Source organism: Streptomyces sp. NBC_00086 (assembly GCF_026343255.1).
GTDB lineage: Bacteria > Actinomycetota > Actinomycetes > Streptomycetales > Streptomycetaceae > Streptomyces.
On record NZ_JAPELZ010000001.1, the window covers coordinates 2,955,212 to 2,980,174 of the forward strand.

General features: G+C 70.7%; 26 protein-coding genes. 7 read left to right on the forward strand and 19 right to left on the reverse strand.

Annotated features, from left to right (window positions below):
• Nucleotides 1-26: 26 nt before the first annotated feature.
• Nucleotides 27-1,463, forward strand: a complete 1,437-nt coding sequence (locus tag OG276_RS12930) for a hypothetical protein (protein WP_266905024.1) — start codon at nt 27-29, stop codon at nt 1,461-1,463.
• Here the strand turns inward: OG276_RS12930 and OG276_RS12935 are convergent.
• On the reverse strand, nt 1,443-1,961 hold the full coding sequence (locus OG276_RS12935; RefSeq protein WP_266905026.1) for an ATP-binding protein: 519 nt from the start codon (nt 1,959-1,961) through the stop codon (nt 1,443-1,445). The genes OG276_RS12930 and OG276_RS12935 overlap by 21 nt on opposite strands.
• Nucleotides 1,962-2,180: 219 nt before the next feature.
• Here OG276_RS12935 and OG276_RS12940 point away from each other — a divergent pair, with 219 nt between their 5' ends.
• Together OG276_RS12940 and OG276_RS12945 are read left to right on the forward strand one after the other, a co-directional pair.
• On the forward strand, nt 2,181-3,032 hold the full coding sequence (locus tag OG276_RS12940) for a helix-turn-helix transcriptional regulator (protein ID WP_266905028.1): 852 nt from the start codon (nt 2,181-2,183) through the stop codon (nt 3,030-3,032).
• 8 nt (nt 3,033-3,040) lie between these two features.
• Nucleotides 3,041-3,238 (forward strand): hypothetical protein, encoded by a 198-nt coding sequence (locus OG276_RS12945; RefSeq protein ID WP_266905030.1) that lies wholly within the window; start codon nt 3,041-3,043, stop codon nt 3,236-3,238.
• A 38-nt stretch (nt 3,239-3,276) separates the two neighbouring features.
• Here the strand turns inward: OG276_RS12945 and OG276_RS12950 are convergent, their stop codons facing one another.
• The 14 genes from OG276_RS12950 to OG276_RS13015 all read right to left on the reverse strand — a co-directional run bounded on the left by OG276_RS12950 (nt 3,277) and on the right by OG276_RS13015 (nt 14,387).
• Nucleotides 3,277-3,912: an OmpA family protein gene (locus OG276_RS12950; protein WP_266905032.1), complete on the reverse strand. Its 636-nt coding sequence runs from the start codon at nt 3,910-3,912 to the stop codon at nt 3,277-3,279.
• Between the two features lie 4 nt (nt 3,913-3,916).
• Nucleotides 3,917-4,273: a hypothetical protein gene (locus tag OG276_RS12955; RefSeq protein ID WP_266905034.1), complete on the reverse strand. Its 357-nt coding sequence runs from the start codon at nt 4,271-4,273 to the stop codon at nt 3,917-3,919.
• A gap of 265 nt (nt 4,274-4,538) precedes the next feature.
• A complete protein-coding gene (locus OG276_RS12960; protein WP_266905036.1) occupies nt 4,539-5,153 on the reverse strand; it encodes a pilus assembly protein TadG-related protein in 615 nt (204 codons plus the stop codon).
• Nucleotides 5,153-5,353, reverse strand: a complete 201-nt coding sequence (locus OG276_RS12965; protein WP_266905038.1) for a hypothetical protein — start codon at nt 5,351-5,353, stop codon at nt 5,153-5,155. The genes OG276_RS12960 and OG276_RS12965 overlap by 1 nt, the downstream gene beginning before the upstream one ends.
• A gap of 110 nt (nt 5,354-5,463) precedes the next feature.
• Entirely contained in the window at nt 5,464-6,150 is a 687-nt protein-coding gene (locus OG276_RS12970) for a response regulator transcription factor (RefSeq protein ID WP_266912759.1), read from the reverse strand.
• Nucleotides 6,150-7,391 (reverse strand): sensor histidine kinase, encoded by a 1,242-nt coding sequence (locus OG276_RS12975; RefSeq protein WP_266905040.1) that lies wholly within the window; start codon nt 7,389-7,391, stop codon nt 6,150-6,152. Before OG276_RS12975 ends, OG276_RS12970 begins: the two co-directional genes overlap by 1 nt.
• A 3-nt stretch (nt 7,392-7,394) precedes the next feature.
• Nucleotides 7,395-8,285, reverse strand: a complete 891-nt coding sequence (locus OG276_RS12980; RefSeq protein WP_266912761.1) for a DUF5936 domain-containing protein — start codon at nt 8,283-8,285, stop codon at nt 7,395-7,397.
• A 13-nt stretch (nt 8,286-8,298) separates the two neighbouring features.
• Nucleotides 8,299-9,237 carry a type II secretion system F family protein gene (locus OG276_RS12985; RefSeq protein WP_266905042.1) on the reverse strand — a complete coding sequence of 313 codons (939 nt, stop codon included), beginning with the start codon at nt 9,235-9,237 and terminating at the stop codon, nt 8,299-8,301.
• Complete coding sequence (locus tag OG276_RS12990) at nt 9,234-10,607, reverse strand: CpaF family protein (RefSeq protein ID WP_266905044.1); 1,374 nt, start codon at nt 10,605-10,607, stop codon at nt 9,234-9,236. Before OG276_RS12990 ends, OG276_RS12985 begins: the two co-directional genes overlap by 4 nt.
• Nucleotides 10,608-10,614: 7 nt before the next feature.
• Nucleotides 10,615-10,989 carry a TadE/TadG family type IV pilus assembly protein gene (locus OG276_RS12995; RefSeq protein WP_266905046.1) on the reverse strand — a complete coding sequence of 125 codons (375 nt, stop codon included), beginning with the start codon at nt 10,987-10,989 and terminating at the stop codon, nt 10,615-10,617.
• Between the two features lies 1 nt (nt 10,990).
• Nucleotides 10,991-11,323, reverse strand: coding sequence for a TadE/TadG family type IV pilus assembly protein (locus OG276_RS13000; RefSeq protein WP_266905048.1), 333 nt, complete (start codon nt 11,321-11,323; stop codon nt 10,991-10,993).
• Between the two features lie 66 nt (nt 11,324-11,389).
• Nucleotides 11,390-12,700 (reverse strand): AAA family ATPase, encoded by a 1,311-nt coding sequence (locus tag OG276_RS13005; RefSeq protein WP_266905050.1) that lies wholly within the window; start codon nt 12,698-12,700, stop codon nt 11,390-11,392.
• Between the two features lie 7 nt (nt 12,701-12,707).
• Nucleotides 12,708-13,409: a Flp pilus assembly protein CpaB gene (gene cpaB / locus OG276_RS13010; RefSeq protein ID WP_266905052.1), complete on the reverse strand. Its 702-nt coding sequence runs from the start codon at nt 13,407-13,409 to the stop codon at nt 12,708-12,710.
• Between the two features lie 39 nt (nt 13,410-13,448).
• A complete protein-coding gene (locus tag OG276_RS13015; RefSeq protein WP_353963459.1) occupies nt 13,449-14,387 on the reverse strand; it encodes a hypothetical protein in 939 nt (312 codons plus the stop codon).
• A gap of 394 nt (nt 14,388-14,781) precedes the next feature.
• Between OG276_RS13015 and OG276_RS13020 the strand changes: the two genes are divergently transcribed.
• The 3 genes from OG276_RS13020 (at nt 14,782) to OG276_RS13030 (ending at nt 19,588) form a co-directional block, all read left to right on the forward strand.
• Nucleotides 14,782-16,443 (forward strand): chitinase, encoded by a 1,662-nt coding sequence (locus OG276_RS13020; protein ID WP_266912763.1) that lies wholly within the window; start codon nt 14,782-14,784, stop codon nt 16,441-16,443.
• A 110-nt stretch (nt 16,444-16,553) separates the two neighbouring features.
• The gene (locus OG276_RS13025; protein ID WP_266905056.1) at nt 16,554-17,891 is read left to right on the forward strand and encodes a M14 family metallopeptidase; all 1,338 of its coding nucleotides are present in this window, start codon (nt 16,554-16,556) and stop codon (nt 17,889-17,891) included.
• Between the two features lie 134 nt (nt 17,892-18,025).
• Nucleotides 18,026-19,588, forward strand: coding sequence for a serine/threonine-protein kinase (locus tag OG276_RS13030; protein WP_266905058.1), 1,563 nt, complete (start codon nt 18,026-18,028; stop codon nt 19,586-19,588).
• 31 nt (nt 19,589-19,619) lie between these two features.
• Here OG276_RS13030 and OG276_RS13035 read toward each other — a convergent pair whose 3' ends face one another.
• The 4 genes from OG276_RS13035 to OG276_RS13050 form a co-directional block, all read right to left on the reverse strand.
• Nucleotides 19,620-21,533 carry a serine/threonine-protein kinase gene (locus OG276_RS13035; RefSeq protein ID WP_266905060.1) on the reverse strand — a complete coding sequence of 638 codons (1,914 nt, stop codon included), beginning with the start codon at nt 21,531-21,533 and terminating at the stop codon, nt 19,620-19,622.
• A 136-nt stretch (nt 21,534-21,669) separates the two neighbouring features.
• Nucleotides 21,670-22,164, reverse strand: coding sequence for a lamin tail domain-containing protein (locus tag OG276_RS13040; RefSeq protein ID WP_266905062.1), 495 nt, complete (start codon nt 22,162-22,164; stop codon nt 21,670-21,672).
• Nucleotides 22,165-22,359: 195 nt separating this feature from the next.
• Nucleotides 22,360-22,773 carry a RidA family protein gene (locus OG276_RS13045; RefSeq protein WP_266905064.1) on the reverse strand — a complete coding sequence of 138 codons (414 nt, stop codon included), beginning with the start codon at nt 22,771-22,773 and terminating at the stop codon, nt 22,360-22,362.
• A complete protein-coding gene (locus OG276_RS13050) occupies nt 22,770-23,537 on the reverse strand; it encodes an IclR family transcriptional regulator (protein WP_266905066.1) in 768 nt (255 codons plus the stop codon). The genes OG276_RS13045 and OG276_RS13050 overlap by 4 nt, the downstream gene beginning before the upstream one ends.
• Before the next feature lie 146 nt (nt 23,538-23,683).
• On the opposite strand from OG276_RS13050, the gene OG276_RS13055 reads away from it, so the two are divergent.
• Nucleotides 23,684-24,961 carry an amino acid deaminase gene (locus OG276_RS13055; protein ID WP_266905068.1) on the forward strand — a complete coding sequence of 426 codons (1,278 nt, stop codon included), beginning with the start codon at nt 23,684-23,686 and terminating at the stop codon, nt 24,959-24,961.
• The last annotated feature ends 2 nt before the right edge of the window (nt 24,962-24,963 follow it).

Here is a 24,963-nt window from a genome sequence, read left to right on the forward strand (position 1 = left end):
GATCATCAACGGGGGAAGCAGGAAACATGCGAGCGGCGAGAGCAATCGCAGGCGTCGTACTGTCGGTCACCTTTGCGGCCGGTTGCAGCAGCGCGGACGGTACGGACGGCAAGAACAAGCCCGGCGGCCCCTTCGGCGAAGGCGTCGCGGCCAAGCCGCTGGCCGAGCTGAGCGTGCCCGCGCAGTACGACGGCTCCAAGGGCTGGGACGAGACCCTCGGCTGGGTGCCCGACTCGGTCAGCACCCTGCCGTTCACGGACGTGCCCCGCGCCGACCTGGTCGCGATGCTCTACGGGACCCCCGACGGCTACACCGTGCAGGCCAAGGCCGCCTCCGACGGGAAGGTCGGCTGGAGCTCCGCCCCGTGGAAGATCCCGACGCCCATCGGAGCCGGCGGGGGCGAAGTCTCGTCCGACGAGGAGGTGGAGATCCCCGATCTGCTGGGCTTCGAGCAGGACGGCAAGGGCTATGTCATCGCGTGGGCCCACGGGATGAGCGGCAAGGACGCCCTGCACGAGGGCACCGAGGTGGTGCGGCTGGCGGTGTTCCCCGCCGACGCCAAGGGCTCCGGGGTCAAGCCCATGCGGGAGATGGACGTCCCCGTGTCGGCGAAGCCCCACGAGGTCCGGGTCAGCGCGGAAGGCGGGCGGGTGCTCGTCGCGTACGGGGAGCGCGGGCCGTACCCGCGCTCGGCGATCTCGGTGGACGTGCTCAGAGTTTCCGTCAGCCCGTACAAGGAGCCGGACAAGCTCCTGCCCCAGTGCGCTCAGGTCACCATGTGCAACGGCAGCCGGGTGATGGCGATCAGCCCTGACGGGCCATTGGTCTCGATGGGCCGCCTCGGGCAGGGCTTCGGCATGCCGGGGCGCTGGTTCAGCGACACGGTCCGCCCCGACGGAGCACAGTCGAAGTCCGGCTTCTTCGGAGAGTGGAACGGCAGGGTCTACGGAGTGGCGGCCGGCCGCCTCCTCGCCTCGTGGGACATGGAGGGGAAGAACGGGGCCAGCCGCCCGGACAGCTGGTCGGTGCACGACGTCCGGACCGGCGCCGTCCTGGCCCGCATGGAGTGTGCTTACAGCGACTCCGCCACCATCACCGACCGATCCCCCGACCAACCGACCATCGCCTCCCCCTCGGGTCGCTACCTCGCCGCCGGCCCGGTCGCCTTCGACCTGGAGCGGAAGCAGGGCATCTGCCTGGAGGGCGACGGCAACCGCAAGACGATCAACCTCGCCTCGATCCGCGACGACGGGACGGCCTTCGGAGTCGTCGCCAACGACGATGCCCCCTCCGCCAAGGCGGTGTATGCCCAGGTCGACCTCAACTCCGCCTCCGGAGACGCGAAGGTACTGGACGCGGGCGTCGACATCCCGGTCCTGACCAACGTGGGCGGCGGCAGCGGTCTCTTCCTCGCCCGCGACGACAACATGCACCTGCGGGTCTCACTGCGTCGAGGCCACTGACCCGCCCAGGTACCCGGCGGCCCCGGCGACCGGCAGACTCGCCCAGGTCCGCGTCCCGCCGCCGGGCTCCCGGGACTCCCCGAACCCCCAGGCCCCGCCGCAGTCCCTGATGACGGCGGCCATCACCCGCAGGGCCGCCCGGCGGCGGGCCTCGCAGTGGGCGGCGAGGCGGGGGTGGGAGTGGGCCGCGTGCCCGTCGTAAACGGTGAGCCGCAATGCTCCCTCGCGGTGGCGGAGGGCGAGGTACAGGCTCCGACCGGGGTCCAAGTACCAGGCGGCGGCGACGAGTTCGCCGACCACCTGCACGGCGGCGGGCACGACCCGGTCGAGGTGATGCGCGTGCAGGACGGACCGTACGGTGCTGCGCGCGATCTGCGCGCTGTACGGCGCCCCGGGCACGGTCAGGCTGCACGACAGCCCGTCGGGAGACGGCGGCTCATCGCTCGGCGGGCAAGCGTCGAAGCAGCCGGGACTGGCCTGCATGAAGGGACTGAGCATGACGGACTCCCTGTCGTGAGTTCGGTTGCTCTCGCGTTGTGTGGGCGCAGTGGCTCGTCGCCGAAGCCGAGGCCTAGGCATGCTGCGGCGATGCACTTCCAACTCCCTTGCGTGAGCGGTGCACTACCCAAGGTAGCGAAGTAGGTGGTCAATTCACCACCGAAGCCCGGAAGTTTGCCCACTGTGGATCCGCGAGCCTCGGCACGGCAGACTGCAGCCATGCCTCCAAGGACCTCGCCGACCGAACGACAGAAGCGACTGGGTGCCGAGCTACGCAGGTTGAGGCTGGCAGCAGACGTCTCCGCCGAGTCCGCCGCGGGGCTCCTCGGTATCGACCGCTCCAAGATCTCCGCCATCGAGCAGGGAATCCGCACCATCAGCGAGGAGCGCCTCCGCTCGCTGGCCTGTCACTGCGACTGCGCCGACGAGCGGTACATCGCCGCACTCGTAGCCATGGCTCAGCCGCAAAAGCGAGGTTGGTGGGAGCGCTACCGAGGCAAGCTGTCGTCGGCAATACTCGACATCGCGGAGCTCGAATCGCATGCGAGCCGGATCCGGTGCGCGCATTCGGTGCACATCCCGGGGCTGCTGCAAACCAGCGATCACGCACTCGCCATCTTCCGGTTTGCGGTACCGGCTCTCCCGGAACCAGAAGCCGCGCTCCGGCTGGCACACCGGCTGGAACGACAGCAGGTACTGGAAGGCGAATCGGCACCCGAGTACGTCGCCGTCCTGCACGAAGCCGCCTTGCGGATGCAGTTCGGCGGTCGCCAAGTCGCGCGGGCTCAGCTGGAGCACCTGCTCCAGCTTTCCGAGCGGGACAACGTCGTCGTCCGCGTCCTCCCCTTCGCGGCCGGAGGGTTCCCCGGTTCCGGCCAGACGGTCAACTACCTAGAGGGACCGGTTCCGCAGCTCGACACCGTGCAGAGCGACAACACGCACGGGCCCGACTTTCTACACACCGAGGTCCAACTATCCAAGTACCGCGCCCAACTGGACTGGACAGAGCGGCTCAGCCTTCCGCCTGGAGAGTCCCGTGACTTCATCCACGATCTGGCGCGCCAACTGTGAGGGGAACGATGGCCGACATCACCTGGGAAGACCCCTACTGCGCTGAGGCCAGCGCTTGTTACCGGATCGGGGTGGACGGGGACGGCAACAGCTACATAGCCCTCTCCGGCCAGGAGGACACCTACCTCACGGACACCCGCGAGGCACTGCAACAGATGATCCGGGACATCAAGGCCGGCAAGGCCGATCACCTACTGGCGAACTGACTCCGCCCCCGCCGGAGCGGGGGCGGAACGGTTCGGCTCTACTTGACGCTGCGCGGGAAGGTGATCTCCACGCGGCGGTTCTTCTTGCGGCCTTCCTCGGTGCCGTTGTCGGCGATCGGGTAGTCCTCGCTGTAGCCGCGTACGTCGAAGGTGACGCTTGGGTTCGTCACCGTCCTCGCCAGCTCGGCCTGGACCGCGTCGGCGCGCTTCTTGGAGAGTTCCTTGCCGTGTTCGTAGCTGCCCTGGTCGTCAGTGAAGCCGAAGACCCGGACGGTGGTGGCCTTCTGGGTGTTGATCTCCTGCGCGATGGCCTGGATACGGGCGGCGGCCTGAGCGTTGAAGATGGCACTGTCCTCGGGGAACATCACCTCGGATTGCAGCGCCATCATGACGGTCTGGTTCGTCTCCTGGCGCCGTTCCTCGCCGCCAAGGTCTTCGACTACCTCGACCATGTCCAGCACCTTGGAGGGTGCGAGCACGCCGCCCTGTGGGAGCTTCAGCCCCGGAGAGTCGGGCCTGATGGGCGGGGGCGCAGAGGTCGAGGGTTCAGTGCCCGGGGGAACGGACGGCGTGACGTCGTCCGCGTAGGCACTGGTCGCGCCGACGAAATGGGCCCCGGCGATGACGAGGCTGGCGACGGCTGTGGCAGCTGTGGTGCGATGGCGTTTGGTCATGGGGTCACCCGGAGATTTTGATGGTGGCCGCGGCAAAGGTCGGCAGACCAAACACGACCTCGGTTGTGGTGGCCGGTGGCGAGGGGAACTGCGCGAAGAAGGCGATGCTCTCATTGCCCGAGATGGACGCGAGACCGGTAGTGCATGCACACCGCCCCTCTGTGTCACGCAGCACGAGGTAGCGCTTCTTACCAACAGCGTCGACCAAGCTTGCGCCAGCGACGGATCCAGGACTGGCCGTCCTCTCTTCACCGCGCAGAGCCCCGAGCCTGGTGAACACCTCGGAACCTGTGTTCTTGATCTGACCGCTGACGGTGACATACCCGTCTTGGTCACGAACAGCCGAATTGATCTCCAGCACGAGACTGGAAGGACCTTGCGCCGTAGCAACTACTTCGAGAGGACCCGAGTCCTTGCTCGCGGTGGGCGCGGGCTGCCGAGGACTACTACTCCCCTGGCTCTGGGGAGCCTCGGACTTCGCCGGCTCCTTCGCCTTGCCGCTATCTCCGCCGCACCCGGCCAACGCGAGGGCCAAGACCGCCGCAACCGCAACGGCCGCTCCCCCGCGGACCTTCACCTTCTGCCGAATGCCCATGTGCTCCGCTTCCTTGTCCTTCGGGTCGTTGTCAGTTGATCAGTCGCACATTGAAGAGCTGCCTCGCCAGCTTGGTCAATGGACCTGGCGTTGAAGGGTTCACCTTGACCTCACCACTGCCCCTGCAATCGATGACAACCGGACCGGGTGACGCGCTGGGCGACGGTGTCGCGGTGGGGGTCGGCCCCGGCTGTAGTGCGCACCTAGGCTCGATCACGGCAGTCGCTGAGGCATGGCCCTTCCTGTCCTCAGTCCCGGGGATGACCGTGTCCCCGATCGACTTGTCAGTCTCCGTGGCGACGGTGAACCTCAATACCCCAGCGCTGCATTCCGCAGTGGCACCATTCGAGGCGGCAAAGTCGTGCGCCTTCGCGCAAGCCCCGTTCGGGTTGAGCCGATCACCGTCAAGGATGTCTTTCCAGTCAGCGGGTGTGAGCGTGAGGAGATCCATGCCCACGAACAGGTTGTCCCGGGTCTCGCGGGCAGCGGCGAGTGCCGCCGCATCGGCGGCACCCTGAGCATCGCTGCGCGTGGCCCCCGCCATACCGACGACAACGAAGGCCAACGCGGCGAAGAGCAGGCAGGCCATCATCGCGACATAGAAAGGGAGAACCTGGCCCCGGTCACGCGAGCCGGGGCCGGTCATCAACCCGTGATCTTCTTCAAGGCCGCATCGATGGCACCCACGATGTCGCCTGCCAGCCCAGACGCAATGATCGCCGTGATGATCAACGCGATGATCACGATGATCCCCAGATACTCGAAGACCGTCTGCCCCTCGTCCCCACCCCGCCGCACGCTGTTCTTCCGCTCGACGATCGCCTTGAGCAGTCTGAGGTTCTGCATGGGAGTCCTCTCCAGAGCCGGCGCCGTTATCGGTTCGCGGACGGTACGCCGACGCACCAGCAGTTGCAAAGGGTCCCGGGACCCAATTACGGACCCACTGCGCACTCCGTCTACCCATGGCCAGTCACCCCCGGACGGGCGGTTCCCAGCCAACGGGCTATCGCCTCGCTGCGGGTGGCGGTCTGGAGCTTCGCGAAGATCCGGTTGATGTGGTTCTTGACCGTCTTCTCACTGATAAAGCAACTGGCTGCGATCTGCTGGTTACTCATGCCGGAAGCGATGAGACCCATGACCTCCTCCTCACGTGAACTCAGCCCGAACACAGCATGGTTGGGAAGGCGCTCCGACGACTGTCCCACAGTTCGTTGCGGATGCGAAGAGGTCCGGAGTTCCGCGAGGACCGCACTCGCCGCCGTCGGGCTGAAATGCGCCCGCCCCGCGCGGACGTCGCGGACGGCTTCGACGAGGTGATCCGGCGTGAATTCGCCGTGCACCAAGTAGCCGCCCGCACCCAGCAGCAGCGCCTCGCGGACGATCTCCGACTCCTGGCTGTACGTCAGCATCAGCACCGATGCGAGCTGCACGAGGTGCGGCAGGGCCGAGATGCCGTCCACGCCCGGCATCCGGACGTCCAGGAGGACCACATCCGGGGAGTGGAGCCGCGTCAGGCGGAGCGCCTCGCGGCCGTCCGCCGCCTCCGCCGCCACCTGTATGTCCTCGGCGGTATCCAGGAGAGCCGCCAGGCCGGCCCGTACGACCGGGTTGTCGTCGGCGATGAGCACGCGCAGCGGCGCCATCACACACCCCTCCCCACGGCGAGGGCCGACAGCGGAAGGGCCAGGCGGACCTGTGTCCCCGGCTGCCCGCCCGGGCGGGAACCGATGTGGAGGCGGGCACCGATCGCGGCCGCTCGTTCCGCCATGCCCACCAAGCCGAAGCGGCCCGCGCCGGACAGCGACGCGAGGTCGACATCGTCCGGGAGCCCGCGTCCGTCGTCTTCGATCACCAGGAGGAGATCAGGGGCGTCGACGGCCGCCTCTACCGTGATCCGTGCGGCCCCCGCATGGCGCCGGGCGTTCTCCACGGCCTCCCCCGCCACCGCCAGCAAGTGCCGGGCCACGGGGGACGGCACCACCGGGAGGGTGCCGGTCACGCGCAGCTCGGCGACGTCGGGGTCGGGGCCGATCCGGGCCTGGAGTTCCGAGGCCAGGGACACCCCCGGCGCGTCCAAGTCCCTTCGCAGGTCGTCCAGTACCTCCCGGGACTCCGTCGCCGCGCGGCGGGCCGCGCCGGACACCAGGGCGGCCTGGCGGCGGAGGGTCGCAGGGTCGGTGGTGCGACTCAGGGAGTCGGCGGCCAGGGCCAGGCCGTGCAGGGTCTTCGCGAGGGAGTCGTGCAACTCGCGGGCCAGGTGTTCCCGTTCGGCTTGCACCGCCTCCGCCACCGCCCGGCGGGCACGGGTCTCCAGCAGGGCCTGGCCGGCCGTGCCGAAGCGGAGGAGCAGGCTGCGCAGGGAGGCCCCGGCCGCACCCGCCAGGACGCAGAGCACGGCCAGCGTCAGGGCCTCGGCGACGAGCGCCACCACGGCCGCCTGGACGATCGCGTAGACCGCCGCGCCGGGGCGACCGTAGACGATCCCGGCGAGGAGCGGGGTGCACACCGCGATGAGGAGGAGCGGGGAGCCGGGGGTGGCCGTCAGGAACAGGAGTCCGCCGAAGAAAGCCCAGTCGACCACCAGCGGCCAGCGGTGGCGCAGGAGCAGCGGTCCGAAGCGCTCCCATTCGCGGAACAGGACGTAGGACAGCAGGAAGGTCAGCAGGACCGCTCCGCCCGCCAGGTGCGTCGGTGCCCCGGGCGCCGTGCGGCTCAGCACCACCGGCGTCGCGAGGGCGATCATCACGAGGCGGAAGGCGAAGACCTGGCGGCACAGCGCCTGCAGGGCGTTGGCCTGGAGGGCGATCGGCAGCTGCACCGCGGGGCGGGCGGACGGCCGGTCGCGTGCGGCGGCGGACGCCATGGCATCCAGCGAGGCGGTCATGGCTCAGCCGCCCCCGAACATGGCGCCGAAGTCCACGTCGGCTCCGTACACGAACCCGCCGATCAGAAGGATCATGGTCCCGGGGAGCATGAACATCGTGACGACGAAGGTGGCCTTCGGGACGGCCTTGGCGGCCCGGCGGCGGGCGTTCTGGGCGTCCGTACGCCGCATGTCCTCGGCGATGGCGATCAGGGTGTCGACGATCGGGGAGCCGAGCTCCTCGCCCTGCTGGAGGGCGGTGACGAACTGCGCGACCTGCTCGGAGTCGTTGCGGCGGCGCAGCTCGTCGAAGGCCTGGCGGCGGCTGACGCCCATGGTCATCTGCTGGAGGGTGATCCGGATCTCGTCGGACCACGGGCCCTCGTACTTGTCCGCGACCCGCTCCAGCGCGGGCCGGAAGCCGAGCCCGGCGCTGACGACCACGGCGAGGACGTCCAGGAAGTCCGGCAGGGTCCGGTCGATGTGGTCGCGACGGATCCGGATCGCCGACCAGAGGCCGGCCTCGATCCAGAAAAGGCCGAAGGCGACCATCAGCAGGGCCAGGATCAGCTGGCCGTTGATCAGCATGGCGAAGGCGCCGACCGCGCCGAGGAAGGCGTACACGGCGCGGCGGGCGGCGTAGCGGTCGATGGTCAGGCCGGACGGGTTGCCCGCCGTGTCGATCTGGCGGCGCTTGCGCGCCACCCGGTCGGGGCCCATCAGGCGCAGTATCAGCGGCGCGTAGCGGATGCCGATGCGGTCGATGAGGGAGCCGACGGCCGTCGTGCGGGTGGCGCCGACCTCCAGGGCCAGCATCAGGTCGGACGGGAGTTTGGTGTCGGCGCGGTAGAGCCGGACGCCGTGGAACACGCCGAAGACCGACAGGCCCACGGCCAGGGCCAGGAGCAGCGCGATCATGCGGACCTCCTCATACGTCGATCTTGGACAGGCGGCGGATGGCCAGGAATCCGAGCGCGAAGAGCCCCAGGGCGATCAGTACGGCGATCTGCCCGATGCCCGCTCCGGTCATCCGGTCCAGGGCGCCGGGCATCATCGCGTCCACGAGGAGCAGCGAGCCGACGCCCATCACCGGGACGAGGTACGCGGTGGCCGTGACCTGGGACAGCTGGGTACGGACCTCCCGACGGGTCTCCTTGCGCTGCTCCAGCGTCACCGTGAGGTTGCGCAGGCTGCCGACGATCGCCCCGCCCGCGCGGGCGGACAGGACGAGGGTGGAGACGAGTACGACCAACTCGCGGGAGGGCAGTCGTTCTTCGATCTCCCCCAGAGCCTCCTCGATGGAGTGCCCGACCGCGAGCCGGTTGGCGACCCGGGCCAGTTCCTCGCCGGCCGGTGCCTCCAGTTCCTCGGCCGCCATGCCGATGGCGGTACGCAGGGCCAGGCCGGCCTGGGTGGCGTTGGCGAGGATCCGGGCCAGGTCGGGGAGCTGGTTGATGAACCGCTCGGTGCGGCGCGACCGCTGCCAGTTGAGGAAGGCGTTGGCGCCCCAGAGGGCGATCAGGCCGGCCACCGGGCCGAAGAAGGGGGCCAGGAAGGAGGCCGAGACCAGCCAGATCCCGGCGACCGTGGCCAGCATGTAGACGAAGTACTCGCCGACGGTGAGGTCCAGGCCGGTCACCGCGAGCTTGCGCTCGATGCCGCGCCCCAGCTGGGTCTTGCGCAGGCGCCGGTCCACGCCCTGGAAGCGGCGCGTACGGCCGAGGGGCGCGGGCATGCCGGTCGCCGAGAGGCGCTCGATGAGCGCGGCGCGCTGGGCGCGGCCGGCGGCGTAGACGTGGAGGCCGACGACCACGAGGACGCAGGCCAGCAGCGTGGCGCCGAGGGTGAGGAGGACGAGTGGGTTCACAAGGCGGTCCGGGTGATGCGGGCGGGCAGGGGGCCGGTGAGGGGGTCCGTGAGCGGGTCGGCCGGCACCGACTCGACCCCGAAGGCCTGCGGGATCGGCTGGTTGTTCATGTAGAGGCGGTCGGCGAGCCAGCGCGGCAGCGGGTAGTACTCGAAGCGGCCGTGGACGCGGCCGTCGGGGCCCATGGGCATCGCCGCGAAGCGGCAGACCGTCGTGATGCGGAAGGGCTCGCGGCCGTGCGAGTCGAGGAGGGAGATCTCGGTGATGCGGCGCGTGCCGTCGCCGAAGCGGGTGAGCTGGACGATGACGTGGACGGCGCTGTTGATCTGGTCCTGGAGCGCCTCGAAGGGGATCTCCACCTCGGACATCGAGGCGAGGGTCTGCAGGCGCATCAGGGCGTCGACGGAACTGTTCGCGTGCACGGTGGCCAGCGAGCCGTCGTGACCGGTGGACATCGCCTGGAGCATGTCGAGCGTCTCGCCGCCGCGGACCTCGCCGACGATGATGCGGTCGGGGCGCATGCGCAGGGAGTTGCGGACCAGGTCGCGGATGGTGATCTCTCCCTTGCCCTCCACGTTGGCCGGGCGGGATTCGAGCCGGATGACGTGCGCCTGCTGGAGCTGGAGCTCGGCGGAGTCCTCGATCGTGATGATGCGCTCGCCCTCCGGGATCAGGCCGGAGAGGGCGTTGAGGAGGGTGGTCTTGCCGGTGCCGGTGGCGCCGGAGACGATCACGTTCAGCTTGGCCGCGACCAGACCCGACAGCAGGAGGACCATCTGCTCGTCCAGGGAGCCGACGCCGATCATCTCGTGGAGAGTGAAGGCGCGGGGGAAGCGGCGGATCGTGAGGGTGGCGCCGGTCAGGGAGAGCGGCGGGATGATCACGTTGACGCGCTCGCCGCTGGGCAGACGGGCGTCGACCATCGGGTTCGCCTCGTCCACACGGCGGTTGACCGTGGAGACGATGCGCTCGATGGTCTGCATCAGCTGCTCGTGCGAGGCGAAGCGGAGCGGGAGCTGCTCCACGCGGCCGGAACGCTCCACGAAGATCTGGTCGGGGCCGTTGACCATGATCTCGGAGATGGTCGGGTCTTCGAGGAGCGGTTCGAGCACGCCGAGGCCGAGGGCCTCGTCCACGACGCGGCGGATGAGCTGGGACCGCTCGGCGGTGGAGAGGACCGGGCCCTCGCGGCTGATGATGTGGCCGAGGACGCGCTCCAGGCGCGCGCGGCGCTCTGCCGGCGCGAGCGCGGACATCTCGGCGAGGTCGATCTCCTCCAGCAGCTTCGCGCGGTACGAGGAGACCAGGCGGCCGTCCTCGCGCGGGTTGTGGCGGTCGTCGGGGGTGTTCACCCTGGAACGCAGGCTCATGGTCCGGTCACTTCCAGTCTTCGGGCATGGCGGCGGTCCGGGTGACGGTGCGGTCGGCCACCCCGGGCACGATCGAGTCGATGGTGATGGTCACCCTCATCGTGATCGCGTCCCCAGTCCTACCCGGGCTGATGTCCGCTCGCCGCGCGAGGCTCGGCCTGATCGCTGCCAGTCCTGCTTGCACCCCCGTGCCCCGCTCGCGCGCTTCCACGCGCGCCGCCGTACGAGCCGCCGTCTCGGCCTGCTGGACCACGTAGGCGGACCAGCCGAGCTGGATCCCGCCAAGCCCGACCAGGAGCAGGAAGGGCAGGAAACCGATGTACTCCAGGGCGACTTGACCCCGGTCGCGATCGCCGCCGCGGATGCTGCGGAGCCGGTTCATCTCAGTCCTCCTGCTCGTTCGGGGAGCCGCCGTGGCCTTCGATGGGGATGCCGATGTCGAAGCCCGGGAACAGGATGGGAAGGTTGAGCCTGACCTTGGCCGTGTAGAGGTTCCCCGAGGCCCCGCACTGCGCGGGCGGCATTTTCCAGCCCGCCGAGATGTGCTCCCGCGCGGCTGTCTGGCAGGCACCCTCTCCGTGCACCGCGCCCACCCGTGCCGCCTCGTCCGCCGCGTTCCCGGCCAGGGAGTACGCGTACCCGATCAGCACGCACTCCCACACCGCCACCACGATGAGCAGGATGAACGGGAGCATGCCGACGAACTCGAACGCCACCTGCCCCCGATCCCCACGGCCCCGTATCCGGCTCAGTACCCCGGCCCGTCTCCGCCCGGACACCCCTCAGCCCTCCCGCCCGCGCCGCAGCCACGGTCCGAGGGCGCCGCGGTCGCCGCCGCGCAGCCGGGCCACCGGCCCGGAGCCCCGTACCGCCAGGGCCGCGCCGGGCTCCGCAGAGGGGACGGCGGCGGGGTCCGCGTCGGGGGCGGTCAGCAGGCCCAGTTCGCCCGCCACCGCCCACAGGGCCTGCTTGACCGTCGAGCGGTTGTCCAGGTCCTGCACCCGGCCCGCGTCGACGACGGCCTGGAGTTCCTTGAAGGCCGCCGGCACGGGGGTGCGTACCGCCCGGGTCTTGGTGATCTTCTCTATCAGGGCGGGCTGGATCTCGGTCTGCTTGGACCAGCGGTTGACGACCATGGTCGTTTCCTCCGCCTTCCTGACCTGGAGGCGTTCCCACATCCGGACCATCCGCTTGGCGGCCCGTACGGCTATCACGTCGGGGGTGGTGACCAGGACGGCCACGTCCGCGAGTTCCACGGCGGCCGCGTTGGCGCCGGTCACCTGGGTTCCGCAGTCGATGACGACCAGCTCGTAGCGGGCGCGCAGGGCGGCGATCACGTGACGGGCGGCGCGGTCGTCGACCTCCTCGCCGCGTTCGCCGTCGGCCGGCGCCAGGAGCAGCGCGAGCCCGGTGCGGTCGTCGTAGACGGCGTCCGACAGGACGCGCGGGGAGATGTCCTGGATGCCGGCGAGGTCGGCGATGGAGCGGCGGAACTGCACGTCGAGGTACGAGCCGATGTCGCCGGCCTGGAGGTCCAGGTCGACCAGGGCGGTGCGCCGGCCCGCGGCCACCGCGGCCAGTGCGAACTGCACGGCCGCGAAGGTGGCGCCGACCCCGCCCTTGGCCCCGGTGACCGTGACGACCTTGCCGCCCGGGCCGCTGGGCAGCTCCGGGCCGCGGCCCAGGTGGCGGCGTACGCCCACGGACCACTGGGCGGCGGCCTGGACGCGGGCGGCGAGCTCCTCGTAGGCCAGGGGCAGGCCGATCAGGCCGCGGGCGCCGGAGTCCATGGCGGCGGAGAAGAGGGCGGGGCTCGTGTCGGAGGTGACGAGGACGACGCCGACGGCGGGGAAGCGCAGGGCGACCTCGCGGATGAGGTCCAGGACGGGGAGCGGACCGATCCGCTCGTGTACGAGGACCACCTCGGGCAGTTCGTCGATCGACTCGGCGGCGAGCCGGGCGAGCGTGTCGAGGAGGAAGGTGGAGTCGGGGACGGGGGCGGCCGGCTCGGCGCCCGGGAGCTGGCTGAGCAGGGTGGCGATGATGCGCGCGGATTCCGGGTCGCCGACCGCGGGGAGGATGCGAGTGGTCATCGGCGCCTCACTTGTCCCCTTCGAGGGTGTAGTAGCGGTCGCCCGGGTTGGGCGCCGAGTCGGTGCCGGGTGCCACCAGGGCCAGGCGTACGTGCACCGCGAAGGACTCGGCGTAGGCGACGCGCTGGGTGTCCTCGGTGGACAGGGCGAAGGTGATCGGGACGGCGTCGGTGGCCTTCTTGTCGCTGTCCTTGGGGTCGAGGGGGGTGAGCTTGCCGACGTTGATGACGCGGGCGTTGGCCACCATGACCACCGACGTGTCGGGGCCGTCGGCCTTCTTGCTCTTGAAGGTGCCGATGATGTTGACCTTGGAGCCGGGGGTGACTTTGCCCGCCACGCCCGTCGAGGCGTCGATCATGATGGCCATCTCCTGCTCCCCGGCCTGGAGCTTCGGCTTGTCGACGAACATGTCGCTCTGGAGCAGCGAGCCCTTCTTCAGGGCGGTGAGCGCCAGCTTGTCCCTGAGTGCGCCGAGGTCCGTGACGGCGGTCGCGGACAGCCACCGCTTCGGGAGCGTGACCTGCTCGAACTGGCCGGCCGTCAGGGGGGTGTACGGGGCTATGTCGCCCTTGACCCGGTAGGCGACGACCTCGTTGCCGACCTTGGAGTTGACGTCTCCCATCACCACGAGGACTCCGCCGAAGGCGGCGAGGGCGCACAGGACCGACAGGATCAGCAGGATGACGCCGCGGCGCTGGCGTGAGTTCATGGCCGTCTTACCTCGCCGTTCTTCATTCGTTCGGGCCGGTCAGTGTCTGGATCTGGATCTGGGGCGGAGCCGGGCCGCGGAGGCGGAGGCGGATCCCGACGCGGATCCGGCTGCCGTCGGCGGGGGCGGCTGCGGTGCGAGGAGCGGGGCGGCGCAGAAGCCGCAGCGGTCGCCGATGAGCTCGAACCCGCACCAGCGGCACTCCTCGCGGCGGACCGAGGCGACGAGCTGGTAGAGCACCGAGGGGTCCGGGATGGCGGCCGCGAACTCCACGAGCTTCGGCGTGGCCCACCAGGCGGGCGAGTCGGCGGGCAGCTGGCTCTCCATGACGCCCTGGACCCGCCAGGCGGGGGCCAGCTCGGAGGCCACCCAGTCGGTGGTGAGCTGGCCGCGGGCGAAGGTGAGGTGGGTGGCGAACTCGGGTCCCGGGGGGAGCGCGGGGCCGCCGCCGTGGGCCGCGCCGGAGCCCGAGCCCAGTTTGACCAGGTGGGGGGTCGGGTTGGCCAGTACGGCGAACTGGGCGTTCGGGGACCAGGACTTCGCGTGCGCCTTGAGCCCGACCGGGATGCGGTCCAGCTTGGCGACCGAGCCGAGCAGGGCGCCCGCGTAGATGTAGTGCGTGAGGAGCCGGGCGGCGGAGGCGAGGACTCCGGGGCTGAAGTCGCTGACCGTGAGCTGGCGCAGCTGACGCACCAGCAGGGCGGTTCCCAGCGGCGGGAGATCGACGTCGACCAGAGCGATCCGGTCGGTTTCCAGGATGGCCCGGACGGTGTGCAGGCGGCGGAGGGCGGAGACCCGCAGCCAGGACGGCACGAGGACCACCAGGTGGCCGTGGCGCTCCAGCAGGCCGGCCGTCTGGGCGAGCGCGCCGTCCAGGTCGAGCTCCTCGGGCGGAGGCAGTACGGCGGCGGCCGGGGTGTGCCGGTCCGGGGCCGGCAGCACCAGATCGGCGCTGGTGACAGCAATGGCGATCGGCACGCGCATCCCCCCGTTCACCCCGTCATCCACGGGCGTTCCCCTGACCGCCGTGCGGGCGCGCGTGCTGCGCGACCGCAAACGATCAACACCCTTCCCCCTTGCTCCAGCACCATATCCACGTCCTTCCTGACAGGGCAGGGCCTTGCGGATTCCCGTGCCACCGGCACGTGTCACAGAGGGCGGGAAAATCCGGACAACAAGGATCGGAAGACGACGGTCGGGTCGATCAGTTCAAGCCATATTGCAAACACTCTTGACATGGACATTGGACTAGACCAACTTGGCCGCAGGGCACCCCACTTGCCTCGAACACGCTTTTGACGCGCCCTCACTTCCCCACTCCCCCCACGGAGCCCACGTGAACCGCATCCGCTCCCTCGCCATCCCGCTCGCCGTGACCCTCGCCGCCGCCGGGCTCACCACCCTGGCCACCGGCACCGCCCAGGCCGCCGACGTCAACGTCGTCCGCAACGGCGGCTTCGAGTCCGGCCTCGCCAACTGGACGTGCACCTCCGGCAGCGGCGCCGTCGTCTCCTCCCCCGTCTTCGCGGGGGCCGGCGCCCTCAAGGCCACCCCGGCGGGCCAGGACAACGCCCGGTGCAGCCAGGTCGTCACCGTCAAGCCGGGTTCCACGTACACGCTGAGCCAGCAGGTCAACGGCTCGTACGTGTACCTCGGCGCGACCGGGACCGGCACCCAGGACGTCTCCACCTGGACCCCCGGCACCGGCGGCGGCTTCCAGAAGCTGTCCACCACCTTCACCACCGGCCCGAGCACCACCCAGGTCACCGTCTACACCCACGGCTGGTACGGCCAGCCGGGCTTCGTCGTGGACGAGTTCAGCGTCTTCGGCCCCGACGGCGGAGGCGGCACCGACCCGTCGCCGACCATCCCCGGCGCCCCGGCCGGCAGCGCCGTTTCCGGCCAGAGCTCCAGCGGGCTCACCCTTTCGTGGAACACGGTCACCGGGGCCGCCGGGTATTACGTGTATCAGGACGGCGTCCGCGTCCAGACCGTGACCTCGGGCACCTCGGCGCAGATCACCGGGCTCGCCGCGTCGACCACGTACTCCTTCCAGGTGAGCGCGTACAACGCGGCCGGCGAGGGCGCGAAGGGCGCGGCCGTGCCCGGCACCACCACGAGCGGCGGGGGCGGCAACCCGAACCCGTCGGTGCCCAAGCACGCGCTGACGGGCTACTGGCAGAACTTCAACAACGGCGCGACCGTCCAGAAGATCTCCGACGTCTCGGCGCAGTACGACATCATCGCCGTCTCCTTCGCCGACGCCACGACCACGCCCGGCGGCATCACCTTCAACCTCGACTCGGCCGGGCTCGGCGGCTACACGGTCCCCCAGTTCAAGGCGGACATCGCCGCGAAGAAGGCGGCCGGCAAGTCCGTCATCCTCTCCATCGGCGGCGAGAAGGGCACCATCTCGGTCAACGACTCGGCGTCCGCGACCAACCTCGCGAACTCCGCGTACGCGCTGATGCAGGAGTACGGCTTCACCGGGATCGACATCGACCTGGAGAACGGCCTGAACCCGACCTACATGACCCAGGCGCTGCGCGCGCTGGCGGCGAAGGCCGGCCCCTCGCTCGTCCTGACCATGGCCCCGCAGACCATCGACATGCAGTCCACGCAGGGCGGCTACTTCAAGACGGCTCTCGCGGTGAAGGACATCCTGACCGTCGTCAACATGCAGTACTACAACAGCGGCTCGATGAACGGCTGCGACGGCAACGTCTACCACCAGGGCTCGGTGGACTTCCTCACCGCGCTGGCCTGCATCCAGCTGGAGGGCGGGCTCGACCCCTCGCAGGTGGGCATCGGGGTCCCGGCCTCCCCCAGCGGCGCGGGCAGCGGCTACGTCTCCCCGGCCATCGTGAACAACGCGCTGGACTGCCTGACCCGCGGCACGAGCTGCGGGAGCTTCAAGCCGTCGAAGACCTACCCGGGACTGCGCGGCGCGATGACCTGGTCGACCAACTGGGACGCCAAGGCGGGTAGTGCTTGGTCCAATGCGGTGGGTCCCAAGGTCCACTCGCTGCCGTAGCAGGTAGGTGTGTGGGGTTGGCCGATTTCGGGTTCTTGACCCGGACATGCCACGAGAGCACGCTGTGCGCGTCCGCACGGCTACCCCCACACTCCCACCCAGGAGAACGCATGCGGCTCCACCACCGCCGAAGGGCCGCCATCACGGCGGCCCTTCTCGCGCTCGCGCTCGGCGCACCCGCCTACGGCATGAGCGCGACGGCCGCCCCGCCGCCCACCCCGTCGACCGCCACCCAGGACGAGTCGATCGTCCAGTACGAGATCCAGGGCCCGTCCACCGCGACGGAACGCACCGCCCTGCTCCGTACCGGCGTCTCCATCGACGAGGTGGACGCCCGTTCGGTCGTCGTCAGCGCCGACCCGATGCAGGCCAAGAAGCTGCGCGCACTCGGCTACGAGCTGACCGCGCTGCCCGGACCGCCGGACCGCTCCGACGGGCGCGACATCGCCGCCGGGATCAACGACTTCCCGTCGAAGGACGCGCTCTACCACAACTACGCCGAGGCGAGCGCGGAGATCGACCAGCGCATCGCCCAGTACCCCTCGATCATCAGCAAGCGGGTCATCGGGAAGTCCTACCAGGGCCGGGACCTCGTCGCGATCAAGATCAGCGACAACGTCGCGACCGACGAGGCCGAGCCCGAGGTGCTCTTCACCGCGCACCAGCACGCCCGTGAGCACCTGACCGTCGAGATGGCCCTCTACCTGATCAAGGAGTTCGGCTCGAAGTACGGGACGGACTCGCGCGTCACCAACGCGGTCAACGGCCGCGAGATCTGGATCATCCCCGACCTCAACCCCGACGGCGGCGAGTACGACATCGCCTCCGGCTCGTACCGCTCCTGGCGCAAGAACCGGCAGCCCAACGCCGGCTCCTCCTACGTCGGCACGGACGAGAACCGCAACTGGAACTACAAGTTCGGCTGCTGCGGCGGCTCCAGCAGCAGCAAGAGCTCCGAGACCTACCGGGGCCCGGCCGCCGAGTCGGCGCCCGAGGTGAAGGTGGTCTCCGACTTCGTGCGCAGCCGCGTGATCGGCGGCAAGCAGCAGATCACGGCCGCCATCGACTTCCACACGTACAGCGAGCTCGTGCTGTGGCCGTTCGGGTGGACGTACAACGACACGGCGCCCGGCCTGACCGCCGACGACCTGGCCGTGTTCAAGAAGATCGGCACCAGCATGGCGGCCAGCAACGGCTACACGCCGGAGCAGTCGAGCGACCTGTACATCACCGACGGGACGATCGACGACTGGCTGTGGGGCGACCAGAAGATCTTCGGCTACACCTTCGAGATGTACCCGACCGGCTCGGGCGGCGGGGGCTTCTACCCGCCGGACGAGGTCATCGCGAACGAGACGGCGCGCAACAAGGACGCGGTGCTGCAGCTCCTGGAGAACGCGGACTGCATGTACCGGTCGATCGGCAAGCAGGCGCAGTACTGCCCGTAGTCCGTCCGGCGATCCAAGCGGCCGGGCGCCCCACCGCCAGGGGGGCGCCCGGCCTTCCCGTGCCTGCGCGCCGGACGTCTCCCATGTCGAACGGCACGGCCCGTACACACGGCCGACGATCTACAGTGCCGTTCATGGGGGTGCCGATGGAAGGCATGGTGTTGGCGGGCCGGTACGAGCTGGCCGAGCTGATAGGCGCGGGCGGCATGGGCGAGGTGTGGCGCGGCCGCGACCTCTCGCTGGACCGGGACGTGGCCGTGAAGGTCATCGCCCGGCCGGGGGACGACAAACTCGCACTGCGGTTACGGTCGGAGGCGCGCGCGGCCGCCAGGCTGTCCGACCCGCACGTGGTCGCGGTGCACGACGTCGGGGAAGGTCACGTCGGCGGACGGACGATCGTCTTCCTGGTGATGGAGCTCGTCGACGGGCTCCCGCTGGAGGCGGAGCGCGGACCGTCGGCCGTCGAGGACGTGGTGCGGTGGGGCGTGCAGATCTGTGAGGGACTCCAGGCGGCGCACACGGCGGGGATCGTCCACCGGGACATCAAGCCGGCCAACATCATGCTGACCGCCAAGGGCCGGATCAAGATCTGCGACTTCGGGATCGCCCGGGAGAGCGGGGCGCGCGGGCTGACGACGACCGGGGCCGTGATCGGGTCGCCCGCGTACATGGCACCCGAGCAGGCCCGCGGAGAGCACGACGCGCGCACCGACCTCTACGCGCTGGGGTGCGTGCTGTACGAACTGCTCACCGGGGAACCGCCGTTCACGGGATCGGGCTGGGACGTGCTCGCCCAGCACGCGAGCAGGATGCCGGAGCCGGTACGGACGCACCGCCCCGAAGTCACCGGCGAGCTCGACCGGCTGGTGCTGCGGCTGCTCAGCAAGGACCCGGCGGACCGCCCGCCGAGCGCGGCCGCGACCGGGGAGCTGCTGAGCCTGGCCGGCAGCCAGCAGGGCCACCGGCCGACCGAGTTGTGGGAGCCGTCGGGACCGCCCGCGGCACCGCGGGACCTCGCCGCACGCCCGACCGAGACCTCCGCGGTCCGGCCGGCCGCCGTGCGGCCGCCCGCCGTGCAGCCGCCCGTGCCGGCACCCACCGGATGGGTGCCGTCGGGCGAACCCCGGGAGACGTCCGCCGCTCAGGAGCCGGTGAAGCCCGGACCGGTGGCGCTGTCGACGGGCGCCGCCTGGATCTCCTTCCTGGCGCCCGCGGTGGCGGTCGGGGGCCAGCTGTTCGCGTTCCAGGTCCTGTCCGGGACGTGGTCGCTCGTCGTGGGCATCGTGATCGGCATCGTCTTCCGGGCCGACCAGCCGCTCTCGGAGGAACCCGACGAGGACTACGGCACATCCCTGGCAGTCACGCTGCTCGCCCTGCTCGCGGCCCTGATCGCGGCCGTCTTCCTGCTGTGGGCGCCCGGTGTCCCGTGGTGGGTGGGGATCCTGGCCCTCGTGGTGACGGCGCCGGTGCTCTTCGTCGTGGCCATGGTCCTGGCGCAGTTGTTCAACGCCGTGACACGCGCGGAGAGGGCCGTGTTCGTGGCCAACGCGTCGGGCATGGCCGCCGGGCTGACGACGACCCCGCTGCTGCTTGCCCGTACGGACCTCGGGGCCGCGCCCGCGGTGCTCGTCGGCCTGCTGACCTGGGCCGTCGCGGGCGTGGCAGTGGGTCTCCTCCTGCCACCGCGCCGCGACTGAGCCCCGGGCCCGGCGCCCGGGGCCGGGGCGGCTAGTCCCTCTTCGCTTCCTCGGCGTTGCGCCAGATCGTGAGGTCGACGGTCATGTAGCGGCTCGGCTCCTTCGCGGCCGACTTGCCGCGGAAGGTCACCACCGCGATGTGCCCCGCATCGCTCAGGAGGCAGACCTGCGATCCGTTCGTGAGCTGGTTGAAGTCGATCTCCTCGGTGAAGCGGGTCACGCTGCGGCAGGTCTCCAGCGAGCCCTTCTCCGCGTTGTTCAGCAGGACCATCTTCCCGTTGTCCGTACCGAACTTGTCCTCGCTGAGGGCCCCTCGGTAGTAATAGATGTCCCCGTGGCCGTACGTCACCGAGCCGCTCGTCGGCTCGGCCGGGCGCGGCGGGTTGTCGGCCAGCAGCAGCTGGTGGTCCTCGGGCACGTCGATGTCCTGGTACGAGACCGGCTTGGGGTCGACGGGCTTGTCGGCCGCCTTGCCCGGGGAGGCGCTCGTACCGGGCGAAGCGCTCGCGCTCGCACCGCTGCCCCCGCCGCTGCCGCCGCCGGGCGACCCGGCCGCGCCGTTCTTCTTGGAGCCGTCCGGCAGCAGGGAGCCGAGGACCGCGAGCCCGATCACCGCGCCCACGACGGACAGGGTGACGATCAGCCCGGTGCGCTTGGGGCGCTTCGGGGCGGGCGGGTACGTCTGCTGCCCCCACCCGGGCTGCGCGTAGCCGGGCTGGGGCTGGGGCTGGGCGTACGTGGGCTGCGCGTACGCGGGCTGCTGGCGCGGAGGCTGAGCGTACGAAGGCTGCTGCTGCGGGGGCTGCGCGTACCCGGGCTGACCGTACGGCTGCGGCGTCCCGTAGCCGGTCGGCACCGTCCCCTGCCCGGACTGCGCCGAAGGCTGCGGGGAGCGCTCCGTCGGGATCGGGATCGGGATCGGGGCCGGGGTCGGGGCCTGGGTCGGCGCCTGGACCGGAGCCGGAGGCTGAGCCGGAGCCGCCGTCGGCGGCTGCGGGGCGGAGGCCTGGACGGGGGCGGGGGTGTGCGCCGGGGCGGGCAGCAGGTGCACCCGCTCGGTGATGGCACCGACGATGGCCCGCGGCAGCCAGTCCTCCCCCTGGCGCAGCGGAGCGGCCGCGGCCGCGTGGCACAGCGCGATGACCTCGGTCAGGTCCGGGCGCTCGGCCGGGTCGCGGCTGAGGCAGCGGGTGACCAGGGGCCGCAGTTCCTCGGGCAGCCCGCTGAGGTCGGGGTCCTCGTGCACGATCCGGTAGAGCACCGCGTGCGAGGGCCCGTCCCCGTAGACGGAGGAGCCGATCGCCGCGAAGGCGGCCATCTGGCCGAGGGCGAAGACGTCGGTGGCCGGGGTGATCGTGCCGGCCGAGGCCTGCTCGGGCGCCATGAACGCCGGGGTGCCGACGCTGACGCCCGTGCTGGTCAAGGCGGTGGTGTCGGCCGCGCGGGCGATGCCGAAGTCGATGACGCGCGGGCCGTCGGAGGCGAGGAGGACGTTGGCGGGCTTCAGGTCGCGGTGGACGATGCCCGCGCCGTGGATGACCGTCAGGGCCTCGGCGACCCCGACGGCCAGCAGCAGCACGCTGCGCGTCGGCAGCGCGCCGTGGAGGGCCACGGCGTGCGCGAGGGAGGGGCCGGGCACGTAGGCCGTGGCCAGCCAGGGCTGTGCGCCCTCGGTGTCCGAGTCGATGACCGGAGCGGTGTAGAGCCCCTGGACCCGCTCCGCGGACCGCACCTCCTGCTGGAAGCGCCGCCGGAACTCGGGGTCCTCGCCGAACTCGGACCGGATCACCTTGATGGCGATGGGCCGGCCGCCGGGCGTGTACGAGAGGTACACCTTGCCCATGCCGCCGGCGCCGAGCACCGCCGCGAGCCGGTAGCCGCCCACGATCTCAGGGTCGTCCGCCTTGAGCGGTTGGAAGATGCCTGCCGAAGGTGCGCTGCTCATGAGGACCCATCCCTGCTAGCGGCGTTCCGGCCCCCGCCGGCGCCCCGAAGTCATCCGTGAGGGTACCCAACGCCCGGACGCCCACCGGCCCCGGACCGCCCTATCGGCGCGTGGAGTTGCGGCGCCTGTCGCTCGGTCAGCCGTGGAAGGTGACGTACCCGTTGCCGTCGGCGTCGGATCCGCTCTTGGTGTAGGCGTGCGAATCCGAGGCCTTGCCGGACGGGGTGTAGAGGTAGATCGTGTCGCGGTCGTTGTTCCAGATGAAGTTGCAGCTGCCGCGGTAGGCCACGTCGTTGCCGTCCGACTCGGTGCCGTAGCCGCCGCGCAGCTTCACCAGGTCGCCGGGCTGGAGGTAGTGGTTGATGGCGAAGGTGAAGCGGTTGCCGACGGCGTCCTTGACGACGTAACCCTTGAGGTTGATGGTCGCCGAGGAGGAGTAGTTCTTGATCGTCACGTACTCCGCGGCGGTGTTGCCGGTGGAGCAGCTGTTGGAGTCGCGGCCGGGAGCGTCGTACTGGACTCCGCGGATCTTCAGGGCCGAGCTGTACTCGGTGGCCTGGGCCGGGGTGACGGCGAGGACGGCCAGCGTGCCCGTGGCGACGGCCGCGGCTATGACAGAGCGCTTGCGCAAGTGAGTTCCCCACATTGTGTGTATAAAGCGCGCTCAAGATACACAAAATGTTGAGGGTGATCACCGGTCCGTACACACTCTGAGACGCAGGCCGAAAGCCCCCCGCCGGATCCACCCCCGGCCGTCAACTCCCGTGGACCGCAAGGCCCGAGCTCGGGCCCGGCATCAGGCCCGGGATCAGACCCCGGGTCATGCTCAGGCGTCGAGCACCGCGAGGGCGTCGATCTCGATCAGCAGGCCGCCGGGGAGACCCACGTACACGGTGGTGCGGGCGGAGGGGGCCGCCTTCAGGTTCTGCTCCTCGAAGTAGGCGTTGTAGATCGCGTTCATCTCTGCGAAGTGCGTGGTGTCGGTGAGGTAGACGCGCAGCATCATCACGTCGTCCCAGCCGGCGCCGCCCGCTTCCAGGACGGAGCGGACGTTCTCCAGCGTCTGGAGGGTCTGCTCGCGCAGGGTGGGGCCGGCCGGCGTGGGCTCCTGCCCGTCCACGTGCGGCAGGAAGCCGACCTGGCCGGCGACCTGGAGGATGTTGCCCTTGCGGACGCCGTGCGAGAACTTCGCGGGCGGGTCGGTGTGGGTGGCGGGGGTGATCGCGATCTTGTCGGTCATGGCTGCCTGTCTTCCTGTACGGGGCCCGAGCCTGAGTACTCGCGGCCGATGGCGTCGGCGGTCTGCCGTACGAGCGGGAGGAGTTCGAGCAGCCCCGCGACGGAGAGGACCACGCCGGGGGCGGAGACGGACATCGCGGCGACCACGCGGCCGTCGGGTCCGCGGACGGGTGCGGCCAGGCAGTTCAGGGACTCCTCGTGGCCGCCGAGGTCCGTGGCCCACCCCTGCTCGCGCACGAGGTCCAGCTCGCGCAGGTACGCGGCGGCGTCGGGGGTGGAGCGGGAGGTGTAGGCCGGGTACTCGATGCGCGCGGCCAGGGCCCGGCGCTCGGCGTCCGGCAGGTCGGCGATGAGCAGCTTCGCGACGGCGGCGACGGTGAGGGGGACGGGCCGGCCGATGCGCGAGTACATCCGCACGGCATAGCGGCTGTCCACCTTGTCGACGTAGACGACCTCGTCGTCCTGGTGGAGGGCGAGGTGCACGGTGTGGCCGGTGGTCCGGTTCAGTTCCAGCAGGTGGGGGTGCGCGATCTCGCGCACGTCGAGGTTCTCGATGGACTCGGCGGCCAGCGCGAAGAGGGAGGCGCCGAGCCGGTAGCGCCCGTCGGCCTGCCGGTAGGCGAAGCCGTGTTCCTGGAGGGTCCGCAGCAGCCGCAGGGCCGTGCTCTTGTGCACGTCGAGCACCTCGGCGACCTCGCCGAGCCCGGCCGGGCCCTTGGCCAGGGCAGGCAGGATCCGGAGCGCCCGCTCCACCGACTGGCTCACTCAGCGTGCCTCCGTACCCTCCGCACAGAACCGGACCCGGCCCCGTTGACCCGTCGTCATCCGGGATGTTAGACAGCATGCAGCGGCACACGCAACGACTGTTGCACTGTACGCAACAACCGCAATACTCCGGGAGGCCCACACCCATGCCCAGCGACCCCGTCCAGGCCCTCGCCCAGGAGCCGGTGGACCACCGGTTCAAGGGACTTCCCCCGGACGCCGGACAGGCGGGCCTCACCGTCGGGGAGCTGACCGCCCAGCGGCGGAGCCTCTACACCGGCGGGTTCACCACGCCCGTGCTGACCCTCGACGCCGAGGCGCTGAGCCACAACCTCGCCGCCCTCGGCACCTACGCCGAGCGCCACGGCCTGGCCTTCGCCCCGCACGGCAAGACCTGCATGGCCCCGCAGCTGTTCCAGCGCCAGCTGGAGCACGGCGCCTGGGGCATCACCGCCGCCGTGCCCCACCAGGCCCGCGTCTACCGGGCGTTCGGCATCCAGCGGATCTTCCTCGCCAACGAGCTCGTCGACGCCGCCGCCCTGCGCTGGGTGGCCGCCGAGCTCGCCGCGGACCCCGCCTTCCGCTTCGTCTGCTACGTGGACTCCGTGCGCGGGGTCCAGCTCATGGACCGGGCCCTCCAGGGCCGGCCCCAGCAGGTCGACGTGGTCGTGGAGCTCGGCGCCGGGGAGGGCGCCCGCACGGGGGCCCGTACCGACGAGGACTGCCGGGCCGTCGCCGACGCGGTGGCGGGTACGGACACCCTGCGCCTGGTCGGCATCGCCGGGTACGAGGCGGAGGTGCCCGGCGCCGACCCGGACTCCGTGCACGCCTACCTGCGCCGACTCACGTCCCTGGCGGCCGAGTTCGACAAGGCGGGCCGGTTCGACGGGGTCGAGGAGATCGTCGTCAGCGCGGGCGGCTCCGCCTGGTTCGACGCCGTCGCCGACGTGTTCGCCGAGCTGCCGGAGCTCTCGCGGCCGGTCCTGAAGCTGCTGCGCTCCGGCGCGTACGTCTCCCACGACCACGGCTGGTACACCCGCCTGACCCCCTTCAACCGGGTCCCCGAGGAGGGCGGCCTGCGCCCCGCCTTCCGGCTCTGGGCGCAGGTGGTCTCGCGCCCCTCCCCCACCCAGGCGTATCTCAACGCCGGCAAGCGGGACATCGCCTACGACCTGGGGCTGCCCGAGGTGGAGCTGGTCCGCGATCCGCTCACCGGCGCCGAGCGCCCGGCCACCGGGGTCCGCGTCCTCAAGCTCTCCGACCAGCACGCCTGGCTGGAAACGGACTCCGCCGGGGACGTGGAGGTCGGCGACTGGGTGGCGCTGGGGATGTCCCACCCGTGCACGATCTTCGAGAAGTGGCCGCTGATCCCGGTGGTGGAGGCCGACGGCACGGTCACGGAGTACGTCCGGACCTTCTTCTAAGC

What these genes read in the sequence shown, in the direction of transcription:
- OG276_RS12970 (WP_266912759.1), bottom strand. Translation starts at nt 6,150, where the DNA reads ATGGCGCCGCTGCGCGTGCTCATCGCCGACGACAACCCGGTCGTACGG.
- OG276_RS13005 (WP_266905050.1), bottom strand. Translation starts at nt 12,700, where the DNA reads ATGACCACTCGCATCCTCCCCGCGGTCGGCGACCCGGAATCCGCGCGC.
- OG276_RS13055 (WP_266905068.1), top strand. Translation starts at nt 23,684, where the DNA reads ATGCCCAGCGACCCCGTCCAGGCCCTCGCCCAGGAGCCGGTGGACCAC.
- OG276_RS12950 (WP_266905032.1), bottom strand. Translation starts at nt 3,912, where the DNA reads ATGACCAAACGCCATCGCACCACAGCTGCCACAGCCGTCGCCAGCCTC.
- OG276_RS12940 (WP_266905028.1), top strand. Translation starts at nt 2,181, where the DNA reads ATGCCTCCAAGGACCTCGCCGACCGAACGACAGAAGCGACTGGGTGCC.
- OG276_RS12935 (WP_266905026.1), bottom strand. Translation starts at nt 1,961, where the DNA reads ATGCTCAGTCCCTTCATGCAGGCCAGTCCCGGCTGCTTCGACGCTTGC.
- OG276_RS12930 (WP_266905024.1), top strand. Translation starts at nt 27, where the DNA reads ATGCGAGCGGCGAGAGCAATCGCAGGCGTCGTACTGTCGGTCACCTTT.
- OG276_RS13030 (WP_266905058.1), top strand. Translation starts at nt 18,026, where the DNA reads ATGGGGGTGCCGATGGAAGGCATGGTGTTGGCGGGCCGGTACGAGCTG.
- OG276_RS12995 (WP_266905046.1), bottom strand. Translation starts at nt 10,989, where the DNA reads ATGAACCGGCTCCGCAGCATCCGCGGCGGCGATCGCGACCGGGGTCAA.
- OG276_RS13045 (WP_266905064.1), bottom strand. Translation starts at nt 22,773, where the DNA reads ATGACCGACAAGATCGCGATCACCCCCGCCACCCACACCGACCCGCCC.
- OG276_RS12990 (WP_266905044.1), bottom strand. Translation starts at nt 10,607, where the DNA reads ATGAGCCTGCGTTCCAGGGTGAACACCCCCGACGACCGCCACAACCCG.
- OG276_RS12965 (WP_266905038.1), bottom strand. Translation starts at nt 5,353, where the DNA reads ATGCAGAACCTCAGACTGCTCAAGGCGATCGTCGAGCGGAAGAACAGC.
- OG276_RS12975 (WP_266905040.1), bottom strand. Translation starts at nt 7,391, where the DNA reads ATGACCGCCTCGCTGGATGCCATGGCGTCCGCCGCCGCACGCGACCGG.
- cpaB (WP_266905052.1), bottom strand. Translation starts at nt 13,409, where the DNA reads ATGAACTCACGCCAGCGCCGCGGCGTCATCCTGCTGATCCTGTCGGTC.
- OG276_RS12960 (WP_266905036.1), bottom strand. Translation starts at nt 5,153, where the DNA reads ATGACCGGCCCCGGCTCGCGTGACCGGGGCCAGGTTCTCCCTTTCTAT.
- OG276_RS13035 (WP_266905060.1), bottom strand. Translation starts at nt 21,533, where the DNA reads ATGAGCAGCGCACCTTCGGCAGGCATCTTCCAACCGCTCAAGGCGGAC.
- OG276_RS13025 (WP_266905056.1), top strand. Translation starts at nt 16,554, where the DNA reads ATGCGGCTCCACCACCGCCGAAGGGCCGCCATCACGGCGGCCCTTCTC.
- OG276_RS12945 (WP_266905030.1), top strand. Translation starts at nt 3,041, where the DNA reads ATGGCCGACATCACCTGGGAAGACCCCTACTGCGCTGAGGCCAGCGCT.